Raw genomic sequence first — 22,125 nt, 5'->3', positions numbered from 1 at the left:
AAAAATGACGAGAGAACACATCGCAGATACCTACAAACAGATTCAACAAGAAATCACCGATGCTTTAGAACAATTGGATGGAGGCGCTAAATTTGTGGAAGAAAACTGGCAACGTGATGGAGGTGGCGGCGGCCGCACACGCGTCATTCAGCATGGCGCTATCTTCGAAAAAGGTGGTGTAAACTTTTCTGAAGTACATGGTAAATTGCCCGAACCCATTCGTAAATCTTTCGGTGTGGAAGAAGATGAATTCTTTGCGACGGGTGTGTCTATTGTGATTCACCCCAACAATCCTTGGGTGCCCATCATTCATATGAATATCCGCTATTTTGAGTTGAATGATCAGGTGAAATGGTTTGGCGGCGGTATCGATCTCACGCCGCATTATGTGGATCAAGAAGATGCAAAATACTTCCACCAAAGCTTGAAAGACGTTTGTGATACACATCATCCAGAGTTTTATGCGAAGTACAAGGCATGGGCCGATCGCTATTTTTATATCAAGCACCGGCAGGAAACTCGTGGAATTGGTGGCATATTCTACGATAAAATCACACCGCAAAATACGGATTTGAGTTATGAGCAAATATTTGATTTCTCTTGCGATTTAGGCCGTTTATTCCCCAAAGTATACAGCGAATTAGTCAATAAGTCACGGCATAAAACATTTACCGAACAGGAAAAAAATTGGCAACTGCTGCGTCGTGGTCGTTATGTAGAATTCAATTTAGTGTACGATTCGGGTACCAAATTTGGTTTGGAGACCAACGGACGTATAGAATCCATATTAATGAGCTTACCAGAACAGGCCAATTGGTTTTACAATTACCAAGCTGAGCCAGGTTCTCGTGAAGAGCAAACACTTTCGTTACTCAAGCAGGATATTGCTTGGGTATAATCATTTCAAAATTAGATGGTAAATTATAGCAAGTTTGTCTTAGCAAACGGACTTCGTGTATTAGTACACGAAGATCATACCACGCCGATGGCCTGTGTCAATGTTTTGTACGATGTAGGTGCTCGAGATGAGGATCCTGAACGTACGGGTTTCGCGCATTTGTTTGAGCATTTGATGTTTGGCGGTTCAGTCAATATTCCCAATTATGATGAAGTTTTGCAACAAGTGGGTGGTGAAAATAATGCTTTCACCAGCAACGATATCACCAATTACTATATCACGCTTCCTGCAGTAAACCTAGAAACAGCGCTATGGTTGGAAAGTGATCGTATGCTGAGTTTGGCATTTAGCGAACAAAGTTTGGAAGTGCAGCGGCAGGTGGTTATCGAAGAATTTAAGCAACGCTATCTGAATCAACCCTATGGCGATGTGTGGTTGAAACTGCGACCACTAGCCTATAAAGCACATCCGTACCGCTGGGCTACGATCGGTAAAAACATCGAGCACATCGAACAAGCAACGATGGAAGAAGTAAAGCAGTTCTTCGAGACGTTTTACCAGCCTTCCAATGCCATTTTGGTGATAGCAGGTGATGTAAAAGTAGAGGAGGTCAAAGCGCTGGTAGAAAAATGGTTTGCCACGATTCCAGATCATCCTGTGAAAAAAAGATCTTTGCCACAAGAGTCGCCGCAGCTAGCTGCTCGGCGTGAGTCAGTCGAAGCAGATGTGCCTGTTGATAGTATTTATATCGCATTTCATGGGCCGGATCGGCATCATGATGATTATTATACGTTGGATTTAGTTTCCGACCTGCTCTCGCGCGGAAGTTCATCTCGCTTGTACCGCGCTTTGGTGAAGGAACAGCAATTGTTTGTCGACGTGAATGCATACCTCATGGGAAGTGTAGATACCAATTTGTTTGTCGTGGAAGGTAAGCCTTCGGAAGGCGTCGACGTAGCACAGGCAGAGCAAGCGCTTTGGGAACAGTTGGATCGATTGAAGACGGAATTAGTCGGCGAAAAGGAACTAGAAAAAGTCAAAAATAAGGTTGAATCAACCATGGTGTTCGCAGAACTTTCGATCTTGGACAAAGCAATGAATCTAGCCTATTTTGAGCTTTTGGGCGATGCGAATGCGTACAATACCGAAGTCGCTAAATATGCTGTGATCAGCAACTCAGACATTCAGCGAGTCTCTGCCGAAATCTTTAGAGCAGAGAACTCATCTACCTTAATTTATCACGCAAAAAATCAGGAAGCACATGTTGGATAGAGCACAAGCACCGCAGTCACACGATATTCAGGGGATGAAGTTGGTTCATCCAGAACATATGGTATTGGATAATGGCTTGCCTGTTTACATTTTTAGATCACAAGACCAGCCTTTGGTGAAAGCGGAATTTGTATTTAAAAACAAATTTGGTGTAGAATCAGAAGATCCATTACGTAATACAGCTTTAAGCGCCTTGATGAAAGAGGGGACGAGCCGTATGACAAGCGCACAGATTGCAGAAGCGGTAGATTACTACGGCGCTTTTTTAATGCCTGAATTTAGTTTTGATCATACCTCATATACGCTGTACACGCTTAATAAATATGTGCCACAGATACTTCCTTTGGTGTATGATATCTTGGTGGATGCACAATTACCAGATCATGAATTAGATAATTTCAAACGTACAAATCGTCAAAGTCTACAGATCTCTTTGGAGAAAAATGATTTTGTTGCCAAGCAATTATTCTATAAAACTTTGTTTGGGAATAATAGGTATGGCGCTGTGGTGACTGATGAGGGCTTGTCAGCATTAAACCGTAGAGATCTAGCGGAATTATATACGCAGCAAATCCAACCGGAGAATTGCACTTTATTCTTATCGGGAAATATTACGGCTGATGTGATTCGAGAAGTATCCAACTATTGCGGCAGCAAATGGAAAAATACGACGGTTTCCAAATCTGTTGAAAGCAAGATTCAGATTGCTAATGCGTACCATACTGAACTGCAATTTCAAGAACGTCCCGATGCGGTACAATCGGCCATTCGTCTGGGCAGACAAAGTTTACGCCGCACCGATCCAGACTTTCCAGCCTTACAGTTTTTAAACACCTTGTTTGCCGGATATTTCGGATCTAGGCTGATGCGTAATATTCGAGAGGATAAAGGATATACGTATGGAATCGGTTCGTCAGCAGTTACCTTTGAGCATACGGGTATGCTTGTCATTTCTACACAAGTAGGAACAGACGTGACTGCGGCAACTTTGCAAGAGATTCAAAAAGAAATGAATTTATTACAAACGGAGCTTGTTGGTGTAGAGGAGATCAATTTAGTGAAGAATTATATGCTTGGCGCCATGCTGGGAAGCTTAGAGTCCATCTTTTCGCACGCTGACAAGTTTAAGGCGGTGCATTTGTCGGGCTTGGATCTTAACTATTATGCCTATTACACGAAGGTATTACACGAGATGGATGCTGAAAAATTGAAAGCTATGGCACAAAAATACTTGCAATACGAGGATATGGTGAAGGTGGTGGTTGGGAAGATGTAAAGATTCCCATTCGCATACCATTGTACATAAAAAAAGGAAAGATTATTTAATCTTTCCTTTTTTTATGTATCAAATACGATCAGAGATCGTAATGATTAGTTTGCGCTTTTAGATAATTGATCTAAGATTGCGTTGTTTTTTGAGATTTGGTCTTTGTCAGACATTTTGCTTTTAGAACCTAACTCGATGTTACGACCTAATTTCAAGAACTGAACTTCAACACGAGAAACAGTTTTGTTTCTTCTATCTTTTCTTTTTAAACGAGTAACTCCCATTGTGCTAATTTTAATTTTTTACCTTTTGTTATTTAAGTACGAGGTCGGAAGCGGATTCGAACCGCTGTAGGAGGTTTTGCAGACCTCAGCCTAGCCACTCGGCCATCCGACCATTGCCCTTTCGGCTTGCAAAAATATACTTTTACTTTGATATAATAAAGTTTTTTTTGAATCTGATTGCTAAATATATTGCTTTCACAACCATTCATCCCATATCATCACCTTGAGTGTGATCGCTTTGACGATACCCTTTTATTGGAGGTTTTGTCGGTGCTTCGTTAAATCGATTCGCGTGTCATACAATTAAAGTATTGAATAACTGCGTTTTGAATTTCCCATACATGTATAAATCCTTTTTTGGTCTGAACTTTGTAATGTACCCTAGTAAGAGGCGCTAGACAATAAGTCTGCGTCCAAAACTTAAATAATAAAGTGATGAAAAAAGTTTTACTATCATTCGGTGTAGCTATGTTGTTAGCTGGTGCTGCACAAGCTCAGGTTTCTTATGGATTACGCGCTGGTGTGAATTTGGGTAAAATATCAAATTTTGGCGAAAGTCAATCTAACAATACCTCTTTCAATGTAACGGGTTATGCGGATCTTCCGGTAGCACCAAATTTGTCTATCCAGCCAGGTTTGTCTTTACAAGGTAAGGGTACAAAATTTGAGACAGGAAATGCGACCAATGGTGGCTCGGCTTCAGTCAATACGATGTCATTAGAGATTCCTGTAAACGCAGTTTATTATATTCCAACTGGATATACTGGAAGTATTTTCTTAGGAGCAGGTCCTTACGCAGGACTTAACTTAAGTGGAAAATTTAAAGGATCTACTACTGTTGGTGGTGTGGAAACATCTGGAGACAGAGATATTGAATTTGGAAGTGATGGAGATATGAAACGATTCGATGCCGGTGTTAACTTTTTGGCAGGTTACCGCTTTAACGGTGGATTGTTGATTAATGCTGGTTACGGTTTAGGGTTAACTAATTTAGCCCCAGGTAATACAGATAGAACGTATTCTAACCGTGTATGGTCATTTGGACTTGGTTTCCAATTCTAAATAAGAAACAAAGAATCGTATAGATATCTTTTGTTACGATAAAATTTATGCAGTAAAAAGGCGAGCGCGAGCTCGCCTTTTTTTTGTTATATAGTCATTACGAAGTTGCGGTAATCTTTAATCGCTATAACTTTATCAACTATTATCAACTTTCTGAACCCCAAAAAAGAGATTGCGTCGTCGTACCTCCGCGCAAAGACGAAAGATTCTAGCGCTATCAATCATTCTCACTTATATTAACCTTATCAACCTAAATAATCAAATCTCACTCAACTTAAACGTCTCCTTTAAGCGGATGCCTTTCTCCGTGTGTTGCAGGGTGCAGCACTCGTGTTCTGGATCATGCTCCAGATACAGGATATATTCATTATCTACGATTTCTTGCCAATAATCTTTTCGCTCATCCATCGTTACCAGTGGTCGCACATCATAACTCATGACATATGGAATAGGAATGTGACCTACGGATGGTAGTAGATCGGCCATATACAAGATCGTCTTCCCCTTATACTGGATTTGTGGCAACATCATGGCCTCGGTATGGCCATTCGCATAGCGAATAGCCACCTGATCGTTGAATGATTGGCCTTCGGCCAAGAAATTAAGCTGACCGGATTCCTGAATTGGCAAGATGTTCTCTTTTAGAAAGGAAGCTTTCTCCCTAGGATTTGGATCGACAGTCGCCCAATCCCAATGCTTCTCATTGGACCAATATTTCGCATTTTTAAAGGCTGGAATCAATTGTTCACTCTCACGCTTGATCGCGCCACCACAGTGATCAAAGTGCAGATGCGTTAGGATGATATCTGTAATATCATCGCGATGGAAGCCGTGTTTTGCCAATGAAGAATCCAAGGTGGCATCTCCATGCAAGTCGTAATGTCCAAAAAACTTCGCATCCTGCTTATCGCCCAATCCGGTGTCGATGAGCGTGAGTTGGTTTCCATCTTCCATCAGGAGGAGGCGCGTTGCCCAAGTGCATAGATTTTTAGCATCTGGTGGATTCGTGCGCGACCACAACGATTGGGGAACGACGCCAAACATAGCGCCGCCATCCAGTTTGAAAAATCCGGTATCGATGGTATATAAGTGCATAATTGTACGTTTTTATAAAACAGGCTACAACTAACGTGCTAAATAACTGGCTTTGACAGTAATATTCGCTGTTTTGCTGCGTGAACTGGTGTTGAATGCACCTCCGTAAGAATACTCTTCATTATCGTTCTGTCCTGTTATCTGGAAAATTCCAAGATCCGCTTTCACCAATTGTCCCAGAGAAGTAGCCGATTCCGTCGCAATATTTTGAGCGCGTAATTTGGCGTTTTCAGACGCCTGAGAAATAAGTTGCAATTTTAGATCTTCCAATCCAGAAAAATAGTAGTTTGGAGCATTGGAGCTTAATTCAACTCCTTGTGAAATTAAACTGGAGATCTCGCGTGAGGCATTATCGACCTTTTCTAAATCTTTCGATTCTATGCTCACTTGTTGCGAAAGATTGTATCCGGTGAAAGTATTGGAGCTATTTCCTTGGCTATCGGTATAGTAATTAAATTCTCGACTGATATTGACGGCATTGAAGCGGATTTCCTTTTCCTGAATACCACGCTGCACCAGAAAACTTTTGACCAAATCCCGATCTCTACCTAGCTGCTCTGAGGCGGCACTCAAATCCGTAGATTTACGGCTGTACGACGCAGACCATTTTACGATGTCGGATTCGAAGTCCATTTTAGCATTGCCAGTCACGTTGATGGTGTTGCTATTATTGTACTTATAACGGTACGATGAGCCGAATATCCAAGCCACACAAATGAGCGCAATGGCGCCAATAATACTAACAATAATGGGTGTGTTTTTCATAAGTATGTTTTTAATTGTGCCAAACTTGTTGCATTACAATCATAAGCAAGTTAAGCAAAAAATGCTATTATTGGACTTCACAAACTGTCAACTTAACACTTAGTATGAATAATTGGAGTAAATTATGTCTTGCACTCAGCACTTTTGTGAGTGTGCAAGCCATGGCGCAAAAACCACCTTTGAATCACGATGTATACGATAATTGGAAAAGCATCGGTACAGCCAACTTAAGTAAATCGGGCAAATTCGTGTACTATACGATCACCCCGCAGGAAGGTGACGCTGTTTTAGAATTAAAAGATCAGAAAAATACGCTTTTGCTAAGCGTACCACGCGGTGATGGAGCGAGTCTAACCAGTAATGACGCATTTCTTGTAGCGGGCATCAAGCCCTATTTCTCCGCAGTAAGAGAAGCGAAGATCAAGAAGAAGAAATCAGACGAGATGCCCAAAGATTCGTTGTTGGTCTATAATCTGAAAAGTAAAGCTGCGCCATTGAAATATGCCGACGTAAAGTCTTTTAAAATGGCCCGTAATAGTCGCGAGTATGTCGCATTTCTTGCAGAAAGCAAAGCATCTGCAGATACTAGCGCTGCCAAGGATAGCACAGCACAAGCCAAAAAAACTCCGGCAAAGAGCAAGACAAAAACCATATTGCACCTATTGCATTTGCCTACAGGCGATACGACCAACTTTGTTGGTGTAGACCAATATGAGTGGAGCGCAGATGAACGACAATTGCTATTCAGTAAAAAAGGAGAGGAGAAGGATAGTGTATCCCTTCGAGATGCAGGATTGTACCTCTATTCTGTTGGTGACAAATCCTTGAAGAAAATCAGTCATGGTAAAGGCACATACAAGCAGTTTAGTTTTTCGGAAGATCAATCGCAACTTTCTTTTGTAGCCTTCAAGGGAGATGACAAAACCTTGTCCAAAGAATATAAATTATATTATTACACGGCCAATCAGGATTCCGCACGACTGATCGGACAGCAAGCTACTGCTGGCGTACCACAAAATTGGTGGGTGAGTGGCGATGCACCGCTTAGATTTAGTGAAAACGGGCAAAAGTTATACATCGGTTTGGCGCCAATTCCATTGGTCAAGGATACCACGCTAGTGGAATTTGAGCATGCTAAATTAGATATTTGGCATTGGAAAGATGACTACTTGCAACCTCAGCAATTGGTCAATTTGAAACGTGATCAAACCAAAAGCTTCTCCGCCGTAGTGTATCCGCAGTCATCAGCTACGATTATCCCTTTGAGCGATGAAACTTTCAATCGAGTCATCACAACAGATTCGGGTAACGAAGAGTGGGTATTAGTCACATCTGATTTTGGAAATCGTATTTCTTCGCAATGGGATCTGGGTACGAAGTCGAATATTTATAAGGTATCGACCAAAAGCGGTCAGCATAAATTGATCGCTTCCGATCTTAATGGACAAGCCTATTTGTCTCCAAAGGCAGACTATGCTGTTTTCTTTGATCGTGCTACGGCAAGCTGGTCGAGTTATGACTTGGCCAACGATTCGAAAAAATCGTTACACGAAGGTATTGCCGTAAGTTTTGTAGACGAGGAGAATGATATGCCGGCATTGCCAAGCGCATACGGTGTGGCAGGTTGGTCCAAGGATGGTCAAACGGTGTATATTAACGATCGTTATGATATTTGGGCTTTTGACTTAACAGGCAAAAAGAAACCTTACACGATTACAAATGGTTATGGAAGGGAGCAAAAAATCACATTCCGCGCCGTTAATTTGTCGCGCGAAGAGAATCCAAGATACCGCTCGACATACCTGTCTGATAAAGATCAATTCCTCACAGCTTTTGACGAGACAACAAAAGAAAATGGTTTTTATAGTGTCAATGCAGGAAAGTCAAACCCTAAAAAGATCTTAATGCGGCCAAAGACATATCGTAAAGTGGAAGCAAGCGAGGATTTGGCACAGGTGATTTATACGAAAGAGGATTACCAGCATTCGCCCGATCTATATATTAACAGTGCGAAGATGGATCAGGAACGCAGGCTAACTGATATCAATACGCAACAGGCTGGTTATAATTGGGGAACAGCAGAGCTTGTGCATTGGACTACACCAAATGGGCACGATGCTTCCGGCATTTTGTATAAACCAGAAGATTTTGATCCAAATAAAAAATACCCAATCATCGCGTATTTCTATGAGAAGTTAACGGATGGCTTGTATACCTATCAAGCACCTGCACCAACGCCTTCACGCTTGAATATTCCATATTTCGTGAGTAATGGTTATTTGGTATTTGCGCCAGATATTTCCTACGAGACTGGCTATCCAGGCCAAGCGGCAGAAGAATACATCAATTCGGGAATGCAGCATTTGGCACGTACCAATAGTTTTGTCGATTCGACAAAAATGGGAATTCAAGGACAAAGCTGGGGCGGTTATCAAGTAGCGCATTTGATTACGCGCACCAATATGTATGCTGCGGCATGGACAGGTGCGCCTGTCGTCAATATGACTTCTGCGTACGGCGGTATTCGTTGGGGCTCAGGGATGTCGCGACAGTTTCAATATGAAAATACACAAAGTCGTATCGGGCAGAATTTGTGGGAAGCGCGTGATCTTTACATTGAGAACTCGCCTTTATTCTTCATGGATCGTGTGAACACACCTGTTGTGATTATGCACAATGACCAAGATGGCGCTGTGCCATGGTATCAAGGTATCGAAATGTTTACGGCATTGCGTCGCTTGCAGAAGCCAGTGTGGTTATTGAATTACAATGGCGACGACCATAATTTGATACAACGCCAGAATAGAAAAGATATTCAACAGCGCGAAGCACAATTTTTCGACCATTTCTTGAAAGGTAAGCCAGCACCAGTCTGGATCACGTCGGGTGTGCCTGCAATCCATAAAGGAATCGATTGGGGATTGAGTATGTAACGTATTTTGATGCTAAGATTTAAAATGGGGAAAAGTAATTTTCCTCATTTTTTGTTTTAAAAAAAAATAAATTTTTGCTTTTTTTCGAGAAAAGAGTCATATTTACAAAAGAAAATGTGATGTGAAAGCATTTTTTTAATGCTGCTTAGCAATTTATTGCAAAATTAACTTTCAAAATATATGTCATTCTTACGGTTTCAATCTGTAAATTCAGCTGGTTCAAGAGAAATTAATCACGAGGGATATGCTGAGTCCAAAAAAGCCATAGCAATCTATGGTAAAAATGTATTCACGGTAGACAAAATGCGCGACTACCTGCCAAAGCCAACTTTTGTAGAACTTAAAGAGTCTATTGAAGGATCAAAACGCATTTCTCGCGAATTGGCTGAAGATATTGCGCAAGCAATGAAATCGTGGGCTCTGGCGAATGGCGCTTCACACTATACGCACTGGTTTCAACCATTGACGGGTTCAACTGCAGAGAAGCATGATGCATTTTTCGAACCAGATAACAATGGATTAGCCATTGAAAAATTTACGGCAGATGCCTTGGTACAACAAGAACCAGATGCATCTTCTTTTCCAAATGGTGGTATCCGCAACACATTCGAAGCACGTGGATATACTGCTTGGGATCCATCATCACCGGCTTTCTTGTTTGAAACTGGCGGTGGCAAGACTTTATGCATTCCGACCGTTTTTGTATCCTACACGGGCGAATCATTAGATTATAAAGCACCTTTATTAAAAGCAGTTTCTGCGATAGATAAAGCAGCAACAGATGTTGCGCAATTCTTTGATAAATCAGTTAATAAAGTAACTGCTTCTTTGGGTATTGAGCAAGAATACTTTTTGGTCGATCTTTCGTTGTACAATGCGCGTCCAGATTTGCAATTGACAGGTCGTACTTTATTTGGCCACATGGCTGCCAAAGGACAACAATTAGACGATCATTACTTCGGAGCTATTCCAGAGCGCGTATTAGCGTTTATGGTGGATTTGGAAAATGAAGCGTTGAAATTGGGTATTCCTTTGAAAACGCGTCACAACGAGGTAGCGCCTACGCAGTTTGAGTGTGCACCGATGTTCGAAGAGATCAACTTGGCGATCGATCACAACCAATTGTTGATGAACCTGATGGAGCAAGTGGCTAAACGTCATCACTTCAAAGTGTTATTGCACGAGAAACCTTACAGCGGTATCAATGGTTCTGGTAAACACAATAACTGGTCATTGATTACTAATACAGGTGTCAATCTATTAGCACCAGGCAAAACGCCGAAAAACAACTTGATGTTCTTAACATTCTTTGTGAATACCATCAAGGCGGTATCTGCACACGCAGATTTGTTACGTGCATCTATTGCAAGTCACTCCAACGATCACCGTTTAGGTGCGAATGAGGCGCCACCAGCGATTATCTCTATCTTCTTGGGATCTCAGTTGGATGATATCTTGGACGAGGTAGAATCTGCTCGCGTAGCGAAAAAGGTGAGAAATGAAGCTAATCTATGGCACGGTATTCCTAAAATTCCAGATTTGAAAATGGATAATACGGATCGTAACCGTACATCACCTTTTGCCTTTACTGGAAACAAATTTGAATTCCGCGCAGTTGGATCTTCTGCCAACTCGGCATTGCCAATGACTATCTTGAATGCTATCGTGGCAAATCAATTGATCGAATTCAAGATCGAAGTAGATAAGCAAATCAAAAAAGGCATCAAAAAAGACCTAGCGTTATTGAATGTCGTTCGTCGTTACATCAAAGAATCTAGAGCAATTCGTTTCGAAGGAAATGGTTATAGCGATGAGTGGGCAGAGGAAGCAGCTACTCGTGGATTATCTAATATCAAATCGACGCCTAAAGCATTAGATGTATACGTAAGCGAAGAGTCGTTAGCATTATTCGAAAAGCTAGGCATCTATTCAAAACGCGAATCGGAAGCAAGACATGAGATTTTGTTAGAGAATTTCTACAAGAAATTGCAAATCGAAGCACGTGTGATCACTGAGTTGACCAACAGCTTGATCGCTCCAGCTTGTTTCGCTTACCAAAATCAATTGATCGAAAACGTAAAAGGTTTGAAAGAGATTGGTCTTTCGGCAGAAGCGTACAGCTCACAGCGTAACTTCATCGAGCGTATCTCCTCACACATCAATATCGCTTTGGAGAAATCGGAAGCCATGCGTCAGGAGCGTAAGAAAGCGAACGAAATCGAGGATATCCGCGATCGCGCTATCGCATACGACGAATTGGTAAAACCTTACTTCGATGAGATTCGTTACCACGTGAATAAATTAGAGAAAATAGTAGATGATAACAAGTGGCCATTGCCTAAGTTGCGTGAGTTACTGTTCATTCACTAATCAACAGCATAACTAACTAACCTATCTATTACCCGAGAGCCACTTGCAACAGCAAGTGGTTTTTTTGTTGTCGACAATGTTACGATAGTTATTTCAAATGCTGAGGCTGGCTTTTCTGATCGTTTAACGTATTACAGAGAAACCACCAATGATGGTCCAGCTAGAATTGTACAGGGGGATAGGATTTATTATCAAGGAGGCTGTAGTTTCTGAGTGATTAGAGCTTCTGCATGGTCTAACAATTTGTTTTATTCCATATACAAAGAAAGAGGTATTTACATTGTAAATACCTCTTTCTATTTGCATCATCTATGATGATGACGCTATGTTACTAGTAAAACTAGCGAGCAGCTTCTAACTTAGCTTGAATCTCGTTGGCTTTATCTTCATCTTGGATGAAGATATAATAGCTTTTCAAGTTACTCAACGTGTTTGTGTTGTTTGGATCTTTGCTTAGTGCTTTTTCCAAATAAGGAACTGCTTTACCCATATCCGCTTTGATTGTTTCTACACGAGTATTGTAGTCTGCATCAGATACCGATTTGTCTCCGTTAAGATCCATTAGCGCTTGATTAGCCATGTTCATAATGATGGCAGCGGTGTTTAAGTTTGCTTCCACGTAGTCTGGATCAATTGCCAATGTATTCAGCAAGCTATTACGACAACACAATTGTCTAAAGTTTTACGTGGTCTTTTAATCCATCGTCGTAAGATCTATAGGACTTTAAACTTACCTGTTTATGTATTCATCTTTCTGTTGATATCTCTAAGATTATTTAAATAAAATATTTTTATTCTTTTTGATTAAAATTATTTAATTTTAAATAGTCTAAATTAATTTAAATATGATGTTTAGGATTTTAAAATTACTTTCATGCCCTTTTTTACTGCTTTTTCTGTACGGATGTGTAAAAGATTCCCAAATAGATAAATATACTTCGGAAAAGGCTATTTATTCAGTAGCTAATCTGAAAGAAGATTATGAAACATTTACTAAGGGGCTGGATCATTATAATGATTTTTATAATAAAGTAAACTGGGATAGTTTTGATGTTAAAAAACGGAATGATACCTTAATTTATATATTCAAACTTTATGATGGATAAAATGTAGGTTCGGGATCGACTTTTTCTGCGCATATTTATAATAATGCATATAACAGTGGTTTTTTAAGCCTATACCCAAGTCAGAAGTACAGGCATTTAATAACTCTACAGAGCTCAATTACGGACAAAATTGGGGTTATGACGGGTATTGGTGCGTGTGATCTTTGTCATTGGAGTGGCGGGACAATAGGCATACCTCCGGTACCTATTAATCCGCCAACTTCTCCAGCTCCTCCTATTATTATTCCGATACCGCCGTCTCCTGGTGGCCCCCCTTCAGGTGTTCCTCCCACAATGTTGAATCCGAACAATGATTGCGATCATGCAAGAAATATGCAGTTTGATAAAAATCTTATAGCGCAGTTACTTATGTTGCGCGCACATGCTGATGATCCCAATAAAAGAACTGAAAAAGGCTTTACCTATAATATTAATTATACAACTGGACTGTACTCAAGTATGTCTTCCGCATTTGAAGGCCTTCCAAATGCACCGTTCATTGATTTCAATATTTCCAGTCCAATAGATGGCTTAGCACATACTCATTATAGTGGACTGTTTCCTATCTTTTCGCCGGCAGACATTACGGCCATGGCGGCTATTTATAATACTGGCTATATGTCAAAACCTACTGCTTTTAGCAGTATTCTTCTCACTAATGCAGGCACTACATATATGTTGAAAATTGAAAATGTAGACATGTTTAAAAATTGGGCTTCCTCCATTAAAGGTAATTATAATATTTTAAATGATATTGCTTCCCTTTATCCATTGGGTGCTCAATATAGCATCTCCACAAATGAAAAGAGTATCAATCAACTCCTACAGCAAAATAAAACTGGTCTCAGATTATACCGAGGCAATAAAGATGCAAATGATTGGTATCGGTTAGGGCTGGATAAAAACAATAATGTATCAATAGATCCTTGTAATAAATAGAATAAATAATCAATTTTAAAACAAATAAAGATGATGAAATATATCCTTTTTACATTTCTTATACTAGTTCGCTTAAGTGCGTTCTCACAACAAGATCTACATCCTCTTGAGAATACTACTCTTCGTTACCCGGAAATGGATCAATATAAGGGCACTTGGCGTGGTCAAACGGACGGAATCATATTAACACTAACTCTGACTGAGAGATATTTGCAAAAAATTCCATTTTTAGATAATGCTTATATAGATTACTTGATTGGTTATCATGAGATTAAAAAGGATGGTAAAGTGATTTCTTCAAGTCTCGTCGATAGCAATCATAAAGCACTCGATAAAAAGTATACAATTGATCTTAGCTTTTTTCCAAAGAACTTTCGCAAAAATATCACAAAGTTAACAGGATCTGTGATTCAAGAGGATAATAGGAATTTTTATGAAAAGATAGAAGTTGTTGTGCAAGGTAATAAACTAATACTTAAAATCACACCTAGGGAGCGTCTGAATATTACCTTTAAAGGTGACCTTCCTCCAAAAGAGTTGCTTCCGAGTGATAAGACTTTTGTTTTAGAGCGTGTCAAATAATTTGCAAGTGTTACTCGTGATTATTGCCTTAGTTCAGTACAGAAGCTGATTATGGAGATACCGAAGTTAAATTATCGAGAAACAACGAATTCAGGTGCGTTAAGTTTGCATAAGATCCTAACAATTTGCCTTATTCCATATATATACAAAGAAAGAGGTATTTACATCGTAAATACCTCTTTCTATTTGCATCATCAAAGATGATGATGGTATGTTATTGTTAAAATTAGCGAGCAGCTTCTAACTTAGCTTGAATCTCATTTGCTTTATCTTCATCTTGGATGAAGTTATAATAGCTTTTCAAGTTACTCAACGCGTTCGTGTTATTTGGATCTTTGCTTAGCGCTTTCTCCAAATAAGGAACTGCTTTACCCATATCCGCTTTGATTGTTTCTACACGAGTATTGTAGTCCGCATCAGATACCGATTTGTCTCCGTTAAGATCCATTAGCGCTTGATTTGCCATGTTCATGATGATTGCCGCTGTGTTCAAGTTAGCTTCTACATAATCAGGATCAATCTCTAACGCTTTTTTGTAAGATGCCAAAGCTTTCTCATCGTTATCATTCGATGCGTAGGCTGTACCTAAATAGTAGTGTAATGTTTTGTTACCTGCATCGCGCGCTAATTGACTCTCAATACCTGAAATGATTTTTTCCTCGTTGCCTGTGATCAGGTTCAATTCGATGTTTTGCATCACGATATCATTATCCTCTGGGAAAGCTTTTGCAGCTGCATCAGCATACTCCAACGCTTTTGTGGTATCACCAGTCGATAAGTATAATTTTGGCAAATCTGCTCTGATCATTCTATATTCGGAGTGATCTTCGTGTGGAAGCAACGCTTCATACTTTTTGATCGCTGTTGGGTAATCCTGTGTTTGGATTGCTGCCAATGCACCAAAGTAAATCAACGTAGTATCACCTGGCATCAAAGCCAAACCTTTATCAAACTCTTCTGCTGCACCTTTATAATTCTCTACTTTCCACTCTTCGTAACCTGTTGTTTGGTAGAAGTTGCGAAGGTTAACTTTTACAGCGTTGATGTTTTCTTCATTCTTTTTGTCTGCATCCAATTCAGTCGCTTTTGCTAAACCAGTGATGGCTTTGTCAGCATATTCACCATTTTTTTCTGCAAATGCCAAGTTAGAATAGATCAAAGAATACACGGTCCAAGTTTCTGGATTATCCTTTGTTTTCTCGTGTGCAATAGCTTCCTCGATCGGGGCAATACCGTCTTTCAACATTTTTGCAGAAAGCTCACCTGCTTCCGCTCCTCCCAACTCTTCATATTTAGTATAGGCAGATTTCGCTTTTCTAAGATTACCGCTTTGTGCGAAGACTGTACTCATCGAAATCGCTAAGACTCCAGTTATTATTAGACTTTTCTTGATATTCATATTACGCTTTTGTTTGTTTAATGTTCTTCAAGTGTTCAATTCTATGATGCTAGGATAACAAAGAACGTGCCTAGTAGTTTTGCAATCTATTCAGCAGGAGGTTTACGCGGTCTAGTTGCATATCATCCTCGGCATTTTCATAGTACATTGCTAGCGAACGCAAGGCATTGACTTCGTGAGGTCGTATCTCATTGGCTTTCAAAAGATAATTCTGCGCATTATACTGTGCTTCTTGATCATCTGGGTTCTCCATAAACTGCTGTAGATACAGTAATCCTAAAGCCAAATTTGCCTCATAATTATTATCATTCAATTGTACCGTACGCTCATAAAATTGCTTCGCCTTGTCGATATTACCGACATTTTCGAACGAGAATCCAGCCAAGTAGTTCAGATCCACATTTTCTGGTTCCATTTTCACGGCATGCTCGGCAATTGGGACAATAGCATTATAGTTCCCTTGCTGAGAATACGTTTCAATGAGCTTAAACAAGATTTCCTTGTTATTAGGATAGTTGGCACTTCCTTTTTCCAGTATTTTGCGACGCTCTGTTGGTTGATTATTCTTTTCATATATCCGAGCCAATTCCAAATATTGGATGGGCTGTCGCGAAGAAAGTGTGATAGCCTGCTGATAGTATGCAATGGCATCGTCGATCCGATTAGTCTGATTCGCCAACAATCCTAAATTGTAGATGATATCTTCGTTTTTGGGCTGTAATTCTTTAACGCGTAAAAAATTATTGTAGGCCAAATCGTACTCCTGAGCTTGCAGTGCCTGATTTGCCTTGTAGGTATATGCAGCCGCAAGATTCTGCGTTACATAGGCCATTTCACTTTCCCGTGTATTCTTTTCGCGATCACTTAAGCGCGCTAGGGTAGCGAGGGTCAGATCAATGGGATCCCTTTCCGTCTTTATCTTACGTGTAGAATCCGCATAGGCGATAGAACTGTAAATCATCACCCGCGTCAAATTAATACGCGTGTTAGAAGAGTCTCTTCTAGTTTTGTATACGCCATCAATAAATTTTTTGGCATTTTCCAAATGTTTGAGCTCGCCAGTTTGCGTGTACAAAGCGAAATTATTGGTCGCTTCTTTGACAGCAGACTGCCCAAAAGCAGATAACCCACCAATGGCTAAGCCAAAGGTGAGTATGCATTTGCTGATGTTATTCGCTTTCTTCATCATTTTCGTCTGAAACAGCATTATCTTCATTGTCTGGAGTTGCTACACCATCCTGATCTGCTACGAATCCTTCGCCAAGCTCTTCGCCCTCTTCCAGTTCCTCTTCACGAGCTACTTTGGTAATCGAAGCAATTTCGTCGTTCTCATTTAAGCGGATCAATTTCACGCCTTGTGTAGCTCTACCCATCACACGAAGTGTATCTACACCAATGCGTATCACGATGCCCGATTTGTTGATGATCATCAAATCATCCTGATCGTTTACATCTTTGATCGCGACAAGTTCTCCGGTTTTCTCCGTTACGTTCAAGGTTTTTACCCCTTTACCGCCACGATTCGTTACGCGGTAATCCTCTACATCAGTACGTTTACCGTATCCTTTTTCAGAGACTACCAAGATGGTCGATTCTTCGCTATTATCAACACTAATCATGCCAACAACTTCGTCGTTATCATGTGCTAAGCGTACACCACGTACACCTGTAGCGGTTCTACCCATTGGTCGTACAGTCGATTCGTTGAAGCGGATCGCACGACCTGAGCGCAATGCCATGACGATTTCGCTGTTACCATTGGTCAAGTTCGCTTCGATCAATTGATCTCCTTCGTTGATGTTGATGGCATTGATACCATTAGCACGAGGACGAGAGTAGGCCTCCAAAGACGTTTTCTTGATCGTACCTTTCTTCGTACACATGATGATGAAGTTGTTCTCCAAGTAATCCTGATCTTTCAGGTTTTTGACTTTGATGAATGCCTTGATCTTCTCGTCTTTTGGTACGTTGATGATATTTTGCAACGCGCGACCTTTCGAGGTTCTCGAACCTTCTGGTATTTCGAATGCACGTAGCCAGAAACAGCGTCCAGCTTCGGTAAATAGTAACAAGTAATTATGCGCCGAAGCCGTAATAATGTGCTCGGTGAAATCTTCTTCGCGTGTGCTGGATCCTTTAGAACCACGACCACCACGGCTTTGACGACGGTATTCCGACAACGGCGTACGTTTTACGTAGCTATTGTGCGAAATCGTGATGACGATCTCTTCATCGTCGATGAAATCTTCCATGCGCATATCTTCTGCAGAATGCACAATCGCAGAACGACGTTCGTCGCCATATTTGTCACGGATCTCAATGATCTCGTCTTTGATGATCGTCATGCGCAGACCTTCGTCTGCCAATACTTGCTTCAAATATTCGATCGTTTTCATCAACTCGGCATATTCCTCTTTGATCTTGTCGCGTTCTAGTCCTGTCAGACGGCGCAAGGTCATATCCAAGATTGCTCTCGCTTGTAGGTCGGATAAGCCAAATTTCTCCATCAAACCGACGCGCGCATCTTCTGGTGTATCCGAAGCACGAATCAATTTGATCACTTCATCCAAGTGATCTAGCGCGATCAAATATCCTTCTAAGATATGGGCACGTTTTTCCGCTTCTGCCAATTCGAATTTGGTACGGCGTACCACCACGTCATGGCGGTGCTCCACAAATTCGTGAATCATGTCTTTCAGATTCATCAATACCGGACGGCCTTTTACAAGGGCGATGTTATTGACGGAGAAAGATGTTTGCAAAGACGTATATTTAAACAAATTGTTCAATACGACGTTTGCATTGGCATCACGTTTTACTTCGTATATAATGCGGATATCTTTCGTAGACTCGTCACGAATCTCCGAGATACCTTCTAATTTCTTTTCATTGATCAGGTCTACTGTCCGCTTGATCATATCGGATTTGTTGACCTGATATGGGATCTCCGTAACTACGATAATCTCTTTACCTGTCTTGGTTGCTTCAATCTCTGCAACAGCACGCATCACAATACGTCCACGGCCCGTTTCAAAGGCATCCTTTACGCCAGTATAGCCGTAAATCAATCCGCCGGTAGGGAAGTCAGGCGCTTTGATATGTTGCATCAACTCGCTGATTTCAATGTCTCGGTTGTCGATATAAGCCACCGTACCGTTTAGCACTTCTGTAAGGTTGTGCGGCGCCATATTTGTAGCCATACCAACTGCAATACCCGAAGCACCATTGACCAAAAGATTTGGAATACGTGTAGGTAATACCGTAGGCTCTTGCAACGAGTCGTCAAAGTTTAGTTGGAAATCAACCGTGTCTTTGTTGATGTCAGAAAGCATCTCTTCGGCAATCTTCCGTAAGCGCGCTTCTGTATAACGCATCGCTGCTGGTGGATCACCATCGATAGATCCGTAGTTACCTTGTCCGTCGACCATCGGATAACGCAAAGACCAAAATTGCGCCATACGTACCATCGCATCATATACCGAGGTATCACCATGCGGGTGATATTTACCTAATACATCACCAACGATACGCGCTGATTTCTTGTACGGCTTACTGCTGGTAACGCCCAAGTCTAGCATGCCATACAACACACGACGGTGAACGGGTTTCAATCCGTCTCTAGCATCGGGCAATGCACGGGATACAATCACCGACATCGAATAATCGATGTACGCTGATTTCATCTGATCCTCAATATTTATGGGGATGATCCTGTCGTTAGCAGGTACTAAATTATTTTCGTTTTCTGTTTCTTCAGCCATATTATTGGGTTACATACTAACTAATATTAACGCTCTAAATAGTGTGGGCGCAATCGTGCGAAGATACGGATTTTTTTTGCTATCCTATGAATAAATACCCCCTCAAATTATGCCTGTTTATAAATGCTAATGAATAATTTCCCTTTTGAATGTATTATTATTAATAAATCGTCTAATTAATTGATTCATTTTCAATGAATGAGTAATTTTTTTGTAAAATATAAACTATAATCAAAATTCTGTTGTGAACTCAATTATAAATCTAGTACATTTGTCGCATTAATTTTAATTCACGTTATCCATACAATTAAGCATTATAAGCATATGAAACATAATTTCGGTGCCGGACCTTGTATCTTACCAAAGGATGTCTTTGCGGAAGCTTCGCAGGCAGTTTTAGATTTTAACGGAACAGGTTTGTCTATTTTGGAGATTTCGCACCGTTCGAAGGAGTTCGAAGCAGTGATCGCTGAAGCAGAAAGTCTGGTTCGCGAGCTATTAGAAGTGCCAGCAGGATATAGCATTCTGTTTCTGCAGGGAGGTGCTAGCCAACAATTTGCCATGGTACCTTTTAACCTGCTTCCTACCTACGGTCGCGCGGCTTACCTTGATACAGGTACTTGGTCGTCCAAAGCGCTTAAAGAAGCAAAAAACTTCGGAGCGATCGATGTGGTAGCGTCTTCTTCAGATCGTAATTATAGTTACATACCTAAATCGTATGCTGTGCCAGCAGATGCCGCATACTTACATTATACCTCTAATAATACCATTTTCGGTACAGAGATCTTTGATTTACCGCAGGCAGATGTACCCTTGGTGTCGGATATGTCCTCGGATATTTTTAGCCGCGTGGTAAATGTCGCTGATCATGGATTGATCTATGCCGGTGCACAGAAAAACATGGGTCCTGCTGGCGTTACCTTAGTCGTAGTGAAAGATGAGTTGCTCGGGAAAACTGGCCGCACCATTCCTTCGATTTTTGACTATCAGCAGCATGCTAAAGCAGATTCCATGTACAATACCCCACCGGTATTCTCTATATACGTGTCTGTTTTGAACCTACGTTGGTTGAAAGCCAAAGGTGGGGTGAGCGTGATGGAACAAGAAAATATCATCAAAGCTCGTCAATTGTACGAAGAGATTGATCGCAATCCTTTCTTCCGTGGTACGGCAGAGGTAGAAGACCGTTCACGCATGAATGTGACTTTCGTGATGACCAACCCAGCATTAGAAGAGGAGTTTTTGGCGCTAGCCAAAGAGCGTGGCATGGTCGGCCTAAAAGGACACCGTTCGGTTGGTGGTTTCCGGGCGTCGATCTACAATGCATTAGGTATATCATCTATCAATGCCTTGACGGATTTGATGCGTGAGTTTGAAGAAGCGCATAATTAAGTTTTACTATTAGTATTTATTTAAACATGAGAATATTAGCAAATGACGGTATAGATCCAATCGGACAACGTTTGTTGGAAGAGGCAGGATTTACCGTAGATACCGTACATATACCACAGGCTGAATTAGCAGAAAAACTACAAGCATACGATGCAATTACTGTGCGTAGTGCCACATTAGTTCGTCAGGAATTGATTGACGCTTGTCCGAACCTAAAAGTAATTGGACGCGGTGGTGTCGGTATGGATAATATAGACGTGGATTATGCCCAATCTAAAGGCGTCATCGTCATCAATACACCAGCAGCTTCTTCGCACTCCGTAGCAGAATTGGTTTTTGCACACTTCTTGAATGGCGTACGCTTTTTGTACGATTCCAACCGCAAAATGCCGGTAGAAGGCAATACCAAATTCGGTGGTCTGAAGAAAGCCTATGCAAAAGGTGTGGAGCTAAAAGGCAAAACCCTAGGCGTAGTCGGTTTTGGTCGTATCGGTCGCGAAACGGCGAAGGTCGCTTTGGGTTTGGGAATGGATGTAGTCTATTCTGACCTTTTCGAAGGACCATTGTCTTTGCCATTGTCTCTATCTGGTAATATTGAGGTCGAAGTACCGGTGAAGCAACTTTCCTTTGAGGAGCTTTTGCCTGTAGCAGATTTCATTTCATTGCACGTACCATTTACAGATAAAGCGGTGTTAGGTGCAGAAGAATTTACCAAAGTGAAAGATGGTGTGGGTATTGTCAATGCATCACGCGGTGGCGTGATTGATGAGTTGGCTTTAGTAGACGCATTGAATTCAGGTAAAGTGTCTTTTGCTGGCTTAGATGTGTACGATAGCGAACCTACGCCACGTGTAGAATTGCTACAGCATCCGAAGATCTCGTTGACACCGCATATTGGTGCGGCGACCAACGAAGCGCAAGAGCGCATTGGCGAAGAACTCGCTAATTTGCTGATCGAAAATCTCAAGAAATAATCATAAAACGATTGAAGTAGCCTTTA

17 protein-coding genes and 1 tRNA gene are annotated in these 22,125 nt (G+C 41.1%); 10 read left to right on the top strand and 8 right to left on the bottom strand.

What is annotated here, in order from left to right; translation table 11 throughout:
• The first annotated feature begins 4 nt into the window (after positions 1-4).
• From hemF to DC487_RS13035, 3 genes are read left to right on the top strand one after another with little or no spacing between them, the layout of a single operon-like run.
• On the top strand, positions 5-898 hold the full coding sequence (gene hemF / locus DC487_RS13045) for an oxygen-dependent coproporphyrinogen oxidase (protein ID WP_116776613.1): 894 nt from the start codon (positions 5-7) through the stop codon (positions 896-898).
• A 15-nt stretch (positions 899-913) separates the two neighbouring features.
• Positions 914-2,170 carry a M16 family metallopeptidase gene (locus tag DC487_RS13040; RefSeq protein ID WP_116776411.1) on the top strand — a complete coding sequence of 419 codons (1,257 nt, stop codon included), beginning with the start codon at positions 914-916 and terminating at the stop codon, positions 2,168-2,170.
• Complete coding sequence (locus DC487_RS13035; RefSeq protein WP_116776410.1) at positions 2,160-3,446, top strand: M16 family metallopeptidase; 1,287 nt, start codon at positions 2,160-2,162, stop codon at positions 3,444-3,446. Before DC487_RS13040 ends, DC487_RS13035 begins: the two co-directional genes overlap by 11 nt.
• Positions 3,447-3,541: 95 nt before the next feature.
• On the opposite strand, the gene DC487_RS13030 is transcribed toward DC487_RS13035, so the two are convergent.
• A complete protein-coding gene (locus tag DC487_RS13030; RefSeq protein WP_116776409.1) occupies positions 3,542-3,721 on the bottom strand; it encodes a spore protein in 180 nt (59 codons plus the stop codon).
• A 41-nt stretch (positions 3,722-3,762) separates the two neighbouring features.
• Positions 3,763-3,833: transfer RNA gene (locus DC487_RS13025), tRNA-Cys, on the bottom strand.
• Positions 3,834-4,156: 323 nt separating this feature from the next.
• Between DC487_RS13025 and DC487_RS13020 the strand changes: the two genes are divergently transcribed.
• The gene (locus DC487_RS13020) at positions 4,157-4,783 is read left to right on the top strand and encodes a porin family protein (RefSeq protein WP_116776408.1); all 627 of its coding nucleotides are present in this window, start codon (positions 4,157-4,159) and stop codon (positions 4,781-4,783) included.
• 258 nt (positions 4,784-5,041) lie between these two features.
• Here the strand turns inward: DC487_RS13020 and DC487_RS13015 are convergent, their stop codons facing one another.
• Complete coding sequence (locus DC487_RS13015; RefSeq protein ID WP_116776407.1) at positions 5,042-5,878, bottom strand: MBL fold metallo-hydrolase; 837 nt, start codon at positions 5,876-5,878, stop codon at positions 5,042-5,044.
• Between the two features lie 30 nt (positions 5,879-5,908).
• The gene (locus DC487_RS13010) at positions 5,909-6,643 is read right to left on the bottom strand and encodes an SIMPL domain-containing protein (RefSeq protein WP_116776406.1); all 735 of its coding nucleotides are present in this window, start codon (positions 6,641-6,643) and stop codon (positions 5,909-5,911) included.
• Positions 6,644-6,747: 104 nt separating this feature from the next.
• Between DC487_RS13010 and DC487_RS13005 the strand changes: the two genes are divergently transcribed.
• Both DC487_RS13005 and DC487_RS13000 read left to right on the top strand, forming a co-directional pair.
• Entirely contained in the window at positions 6,748-9,576 is a 2,829-nt protein-coding gene (locus DC487_RS13005; protein ID WP_116776405.1) for an alpha/beta hydrolase family protein, read from the top strand.
• 180 nt (positions 9,577-9,756) lie between these two features.
• On the top strand, positions 9,757-11,946 hold the full coding sequence (locus tag DC487_RS13000) for a glutamine synthetase III family protein (protein WP_116776404.1): 2,190 nt from the start codon (positions 9,757-9,759) through the stop codon (positions 11,944-11,946).
• Between the two features lie 340 nt (positions 11,947-12,286).
• Here the strand turns inward: DC487_RS13000 and DC487_RS12995 are convergent, their stop codons facing one another.
• A complete protein-coding gene (locus tag DC487_RS12995; RefSeq protein WP_116776403.1) occupies positions 12,287-12,598 on the bottom strand; it encodes a hypothetical protein in 312 nt (103 codons plus the stop codon).
• Positions 12,599-13,190: 592 nt separating this feature from the next.
• Between DC487_RS12995 and DC487_RS12985 the strand changes: the two genes are divergently transcribed.
• Positions 13,191-13,991: a hypothetical protein gene (locus DC487_RS12985; protein WP_133228572.1), complete on the top strand. Its 801-nt coding sequence runs from the start codon at positions 13,191-13,193 to the stop codon at positions 13,989-13,991.
• Positions 13,992-14,021: 30 nt separating this feature from the next.
• The gene (locus DC487_RS12980) at positions 14,022-14,573 is read left to right on the top strand and encodes a DUF6705 family protein (RefSeq protein WP_116776400.1); all 552 of its coding nucleotides are present in this window, start codon (positions 14,022-14,024) and stop codon (positions 14,571-14,573) included.
• A 226-nt stretch (positions 14,574-14,799) separates the two neighbouring features.
• On the opposite strand, the gene DC487_RS12975 is transcribed toward DC487_RS12980, so the two are convergent.
• From DC487_RS12975 to gyrA, 3 genes are all read right to left on the bottom strand, one after another.
• On the bottom strand, positions 14,800-15,924 hold the full coding sequence (locus DC487_RS12975; protein ID WP_165799087.1) for a tetratricopeptide repeat protein: 1,125 nt from the start codon (positions 15,922-15,924) through the stop codon (positions 14,800-14,802).
• A 118-nt stretch (positions 15,925-16,042) separates the two neighbouring features.
• Positions 16,043-17,188, bottom strand: coding sequence for a tetratricopeptide repeat protein (locus DC487_RS12970; protein ID WP_116776398.1), 1,146 nt, complete (start codon positions 17,186-17,188; stop codon positions 16,043-16,045).
• Complete coding sequence (gene gyrA / locus DC487_RS12965; RefSeq protein ID WP_116776397.1) at positions 17,142-19,733, bottom strand: DNA gyrase subunit A; 2,592 nt, start codon at positions 19,731-19,733, stop codon at positions 17,142-17,144. The genes DC487_RS12970 and gyrA overlap by 47 nt, the downstream gene beginning before the upstream one ends.
• A 324-nt stretch (positions 19,734-20,057) precedes the next feature.
• On the opposite strand from gyrA, the gene serC reads away from it, so the two are divergent.
• Positions 20,058-21,125: a 3-phosphoserine/phosphohydroxythreonine transaminase gene (serC, locus tag DC487_RS12960; RefSeq protein WP_116776396.1), complete on the top strand. Its 1,068-nt coding sequence runs from the start codon at positions 20,058-20,060 to the stop codon at positions 21,123-21,125.
• 26 nt (positions 21,126-21,151) lie between these two features.
• Positions 21,152-22,099 (top strand): D-2-hydroxyacid dehydrogenase, encoded by a 948-nt coding sequence (locus DC487_RS12955; protein WP_116776395.1) that lies wholly within the window; start codon positions 21,152-21,154, stop codon positions 22,097-22,099.
• The last annotated feature ends 26 nt before the right edge of the window (positions 22,100-22,125 follow it).

Source organism: Sphingobacterium corticibacter (assembly GCF_003076635.1).
GTDB classification, from domain to species: Bacteria; Bacteroidota; Bacteroidia; order Sphingobacteriales; family Sphingobacteriaceae; genus Sphingobacterium; species Sphingobacterium corticibacter.
This window is presented reverse-complemented; position numbering and strand designations above follow the sequence as displayed.

Excerpts from the sequence above, each read along its gene's own strand:
- DC487_RS12970 (WP_116776398.1), bottom strand. The coding sequence starts at position 17,188 with ATGAAGATAATGCTGTTTCAGACGAAAATGATGAAGAAAGCGAATAAC.
- DC487_RS12955 (WP_116776395.1), top strand. The coding sequence starts at position 21,152 with ATGAGAATATTAGCAAATGACGGTATAGATCCAATCGGACAACGTTTG.
- DC487_RS12975 (WP_165799087.1), bottom strand. The coding sequence starts at position 15,924 with ATGAGTACAGTCTTCGCACAAAGCGGTAATCTTAGAAAAGCGAAATCT.
- DC487_RS13000 (WP_116776404.1), top strand. The coding sequence starts at position 9,757 with ATGTCATTCTTACGGTTTCAATCTGTAAATTCAGCTGGTTCAAGAGAA.
- DC487_RS13010 (WP_116776406.1), bottom strand. The coding sequence starts at position 6,643 with ATGAAAAACACACCCATTATTGTTAGTATTATTGGCGCCATTGCGCTC.
- DC487_RS13040 (WP_116776411.1), top strand. The coding sequence starts at position 914 with ATGGTAAATTATAGCAAGTTTGTCTTAGCAAACGGACTTCGTGTATTA.
- DC487_RS13030 (WP_116776409.1), bottom strand. The coding sequence starts at position 3,721 with ATGGGAGTTACTCGTTTAAAAAGAAAAGATAGAAGAAACAAAACTGTT.
- DC487_RS13020 (WP_116776408.1), top strand. The coding sequence starts at position 4,157 with ATGAAAAAAGTTTTACTATCATTCGGTGTAGCTATGTTGTTAGCTGGT.
- hemF (WP_116776613.1), top strand. The coding sequence starts at position 5 with ATGACGAGAGAACACATCGCAGATACCTACAAACAGATTCAACAAGAA.
- DC487_RS12980 (WP_116776400.1), top strand. The coding sequence starts at position 14,022 with ATGATGAAATATATCCTTTTTACATTTCTTATACTAGTTCGCTTAAGT.
- DC487_RS12985 (WP_133228572.1), top strand. The coding sequence starts at position 13,191 with ATGACGGGTATTGGTGCGTGTGATCTTTGTCATTGGAGTGGCGGGACA.
- DC487_RS13035 (WP_116776410.1), top strand. The coding sequence starts at position 2,160 with ATGTTGGATAGAGCACAAGCACCGCAGTCACACGATATTCAGGGGATG.
- gyrA (WP_116776397.1), bottom strand. The coding sequence starts at position 19,733 with ATGGCTGAAGAAACAGAAAACGAAAATAATTTAGTACCTGCTAACGAC.
- DC487_RS13015 (WP_116776407.1), bottom strand. The coding sequence starts at position 5,878 with ATGCACTTATATACCATCGATACCGGATTTTTCAAACTGGATGGCGGC.
- DC487_RS13005 (WP_116776405.1), top strand. The coding sequence starts at position 6,748 with ATGAATAATTGGAGTAAATTATGTCTTGCACTCAGCACTTTTGTGAGT.
- serC (WP_116776396.1), top strand. The coding sequence starts at position 20,058 with ATGAAACATAATTTCGGTGCCGGACCTTGTATCTTACCAAAGGATGTC.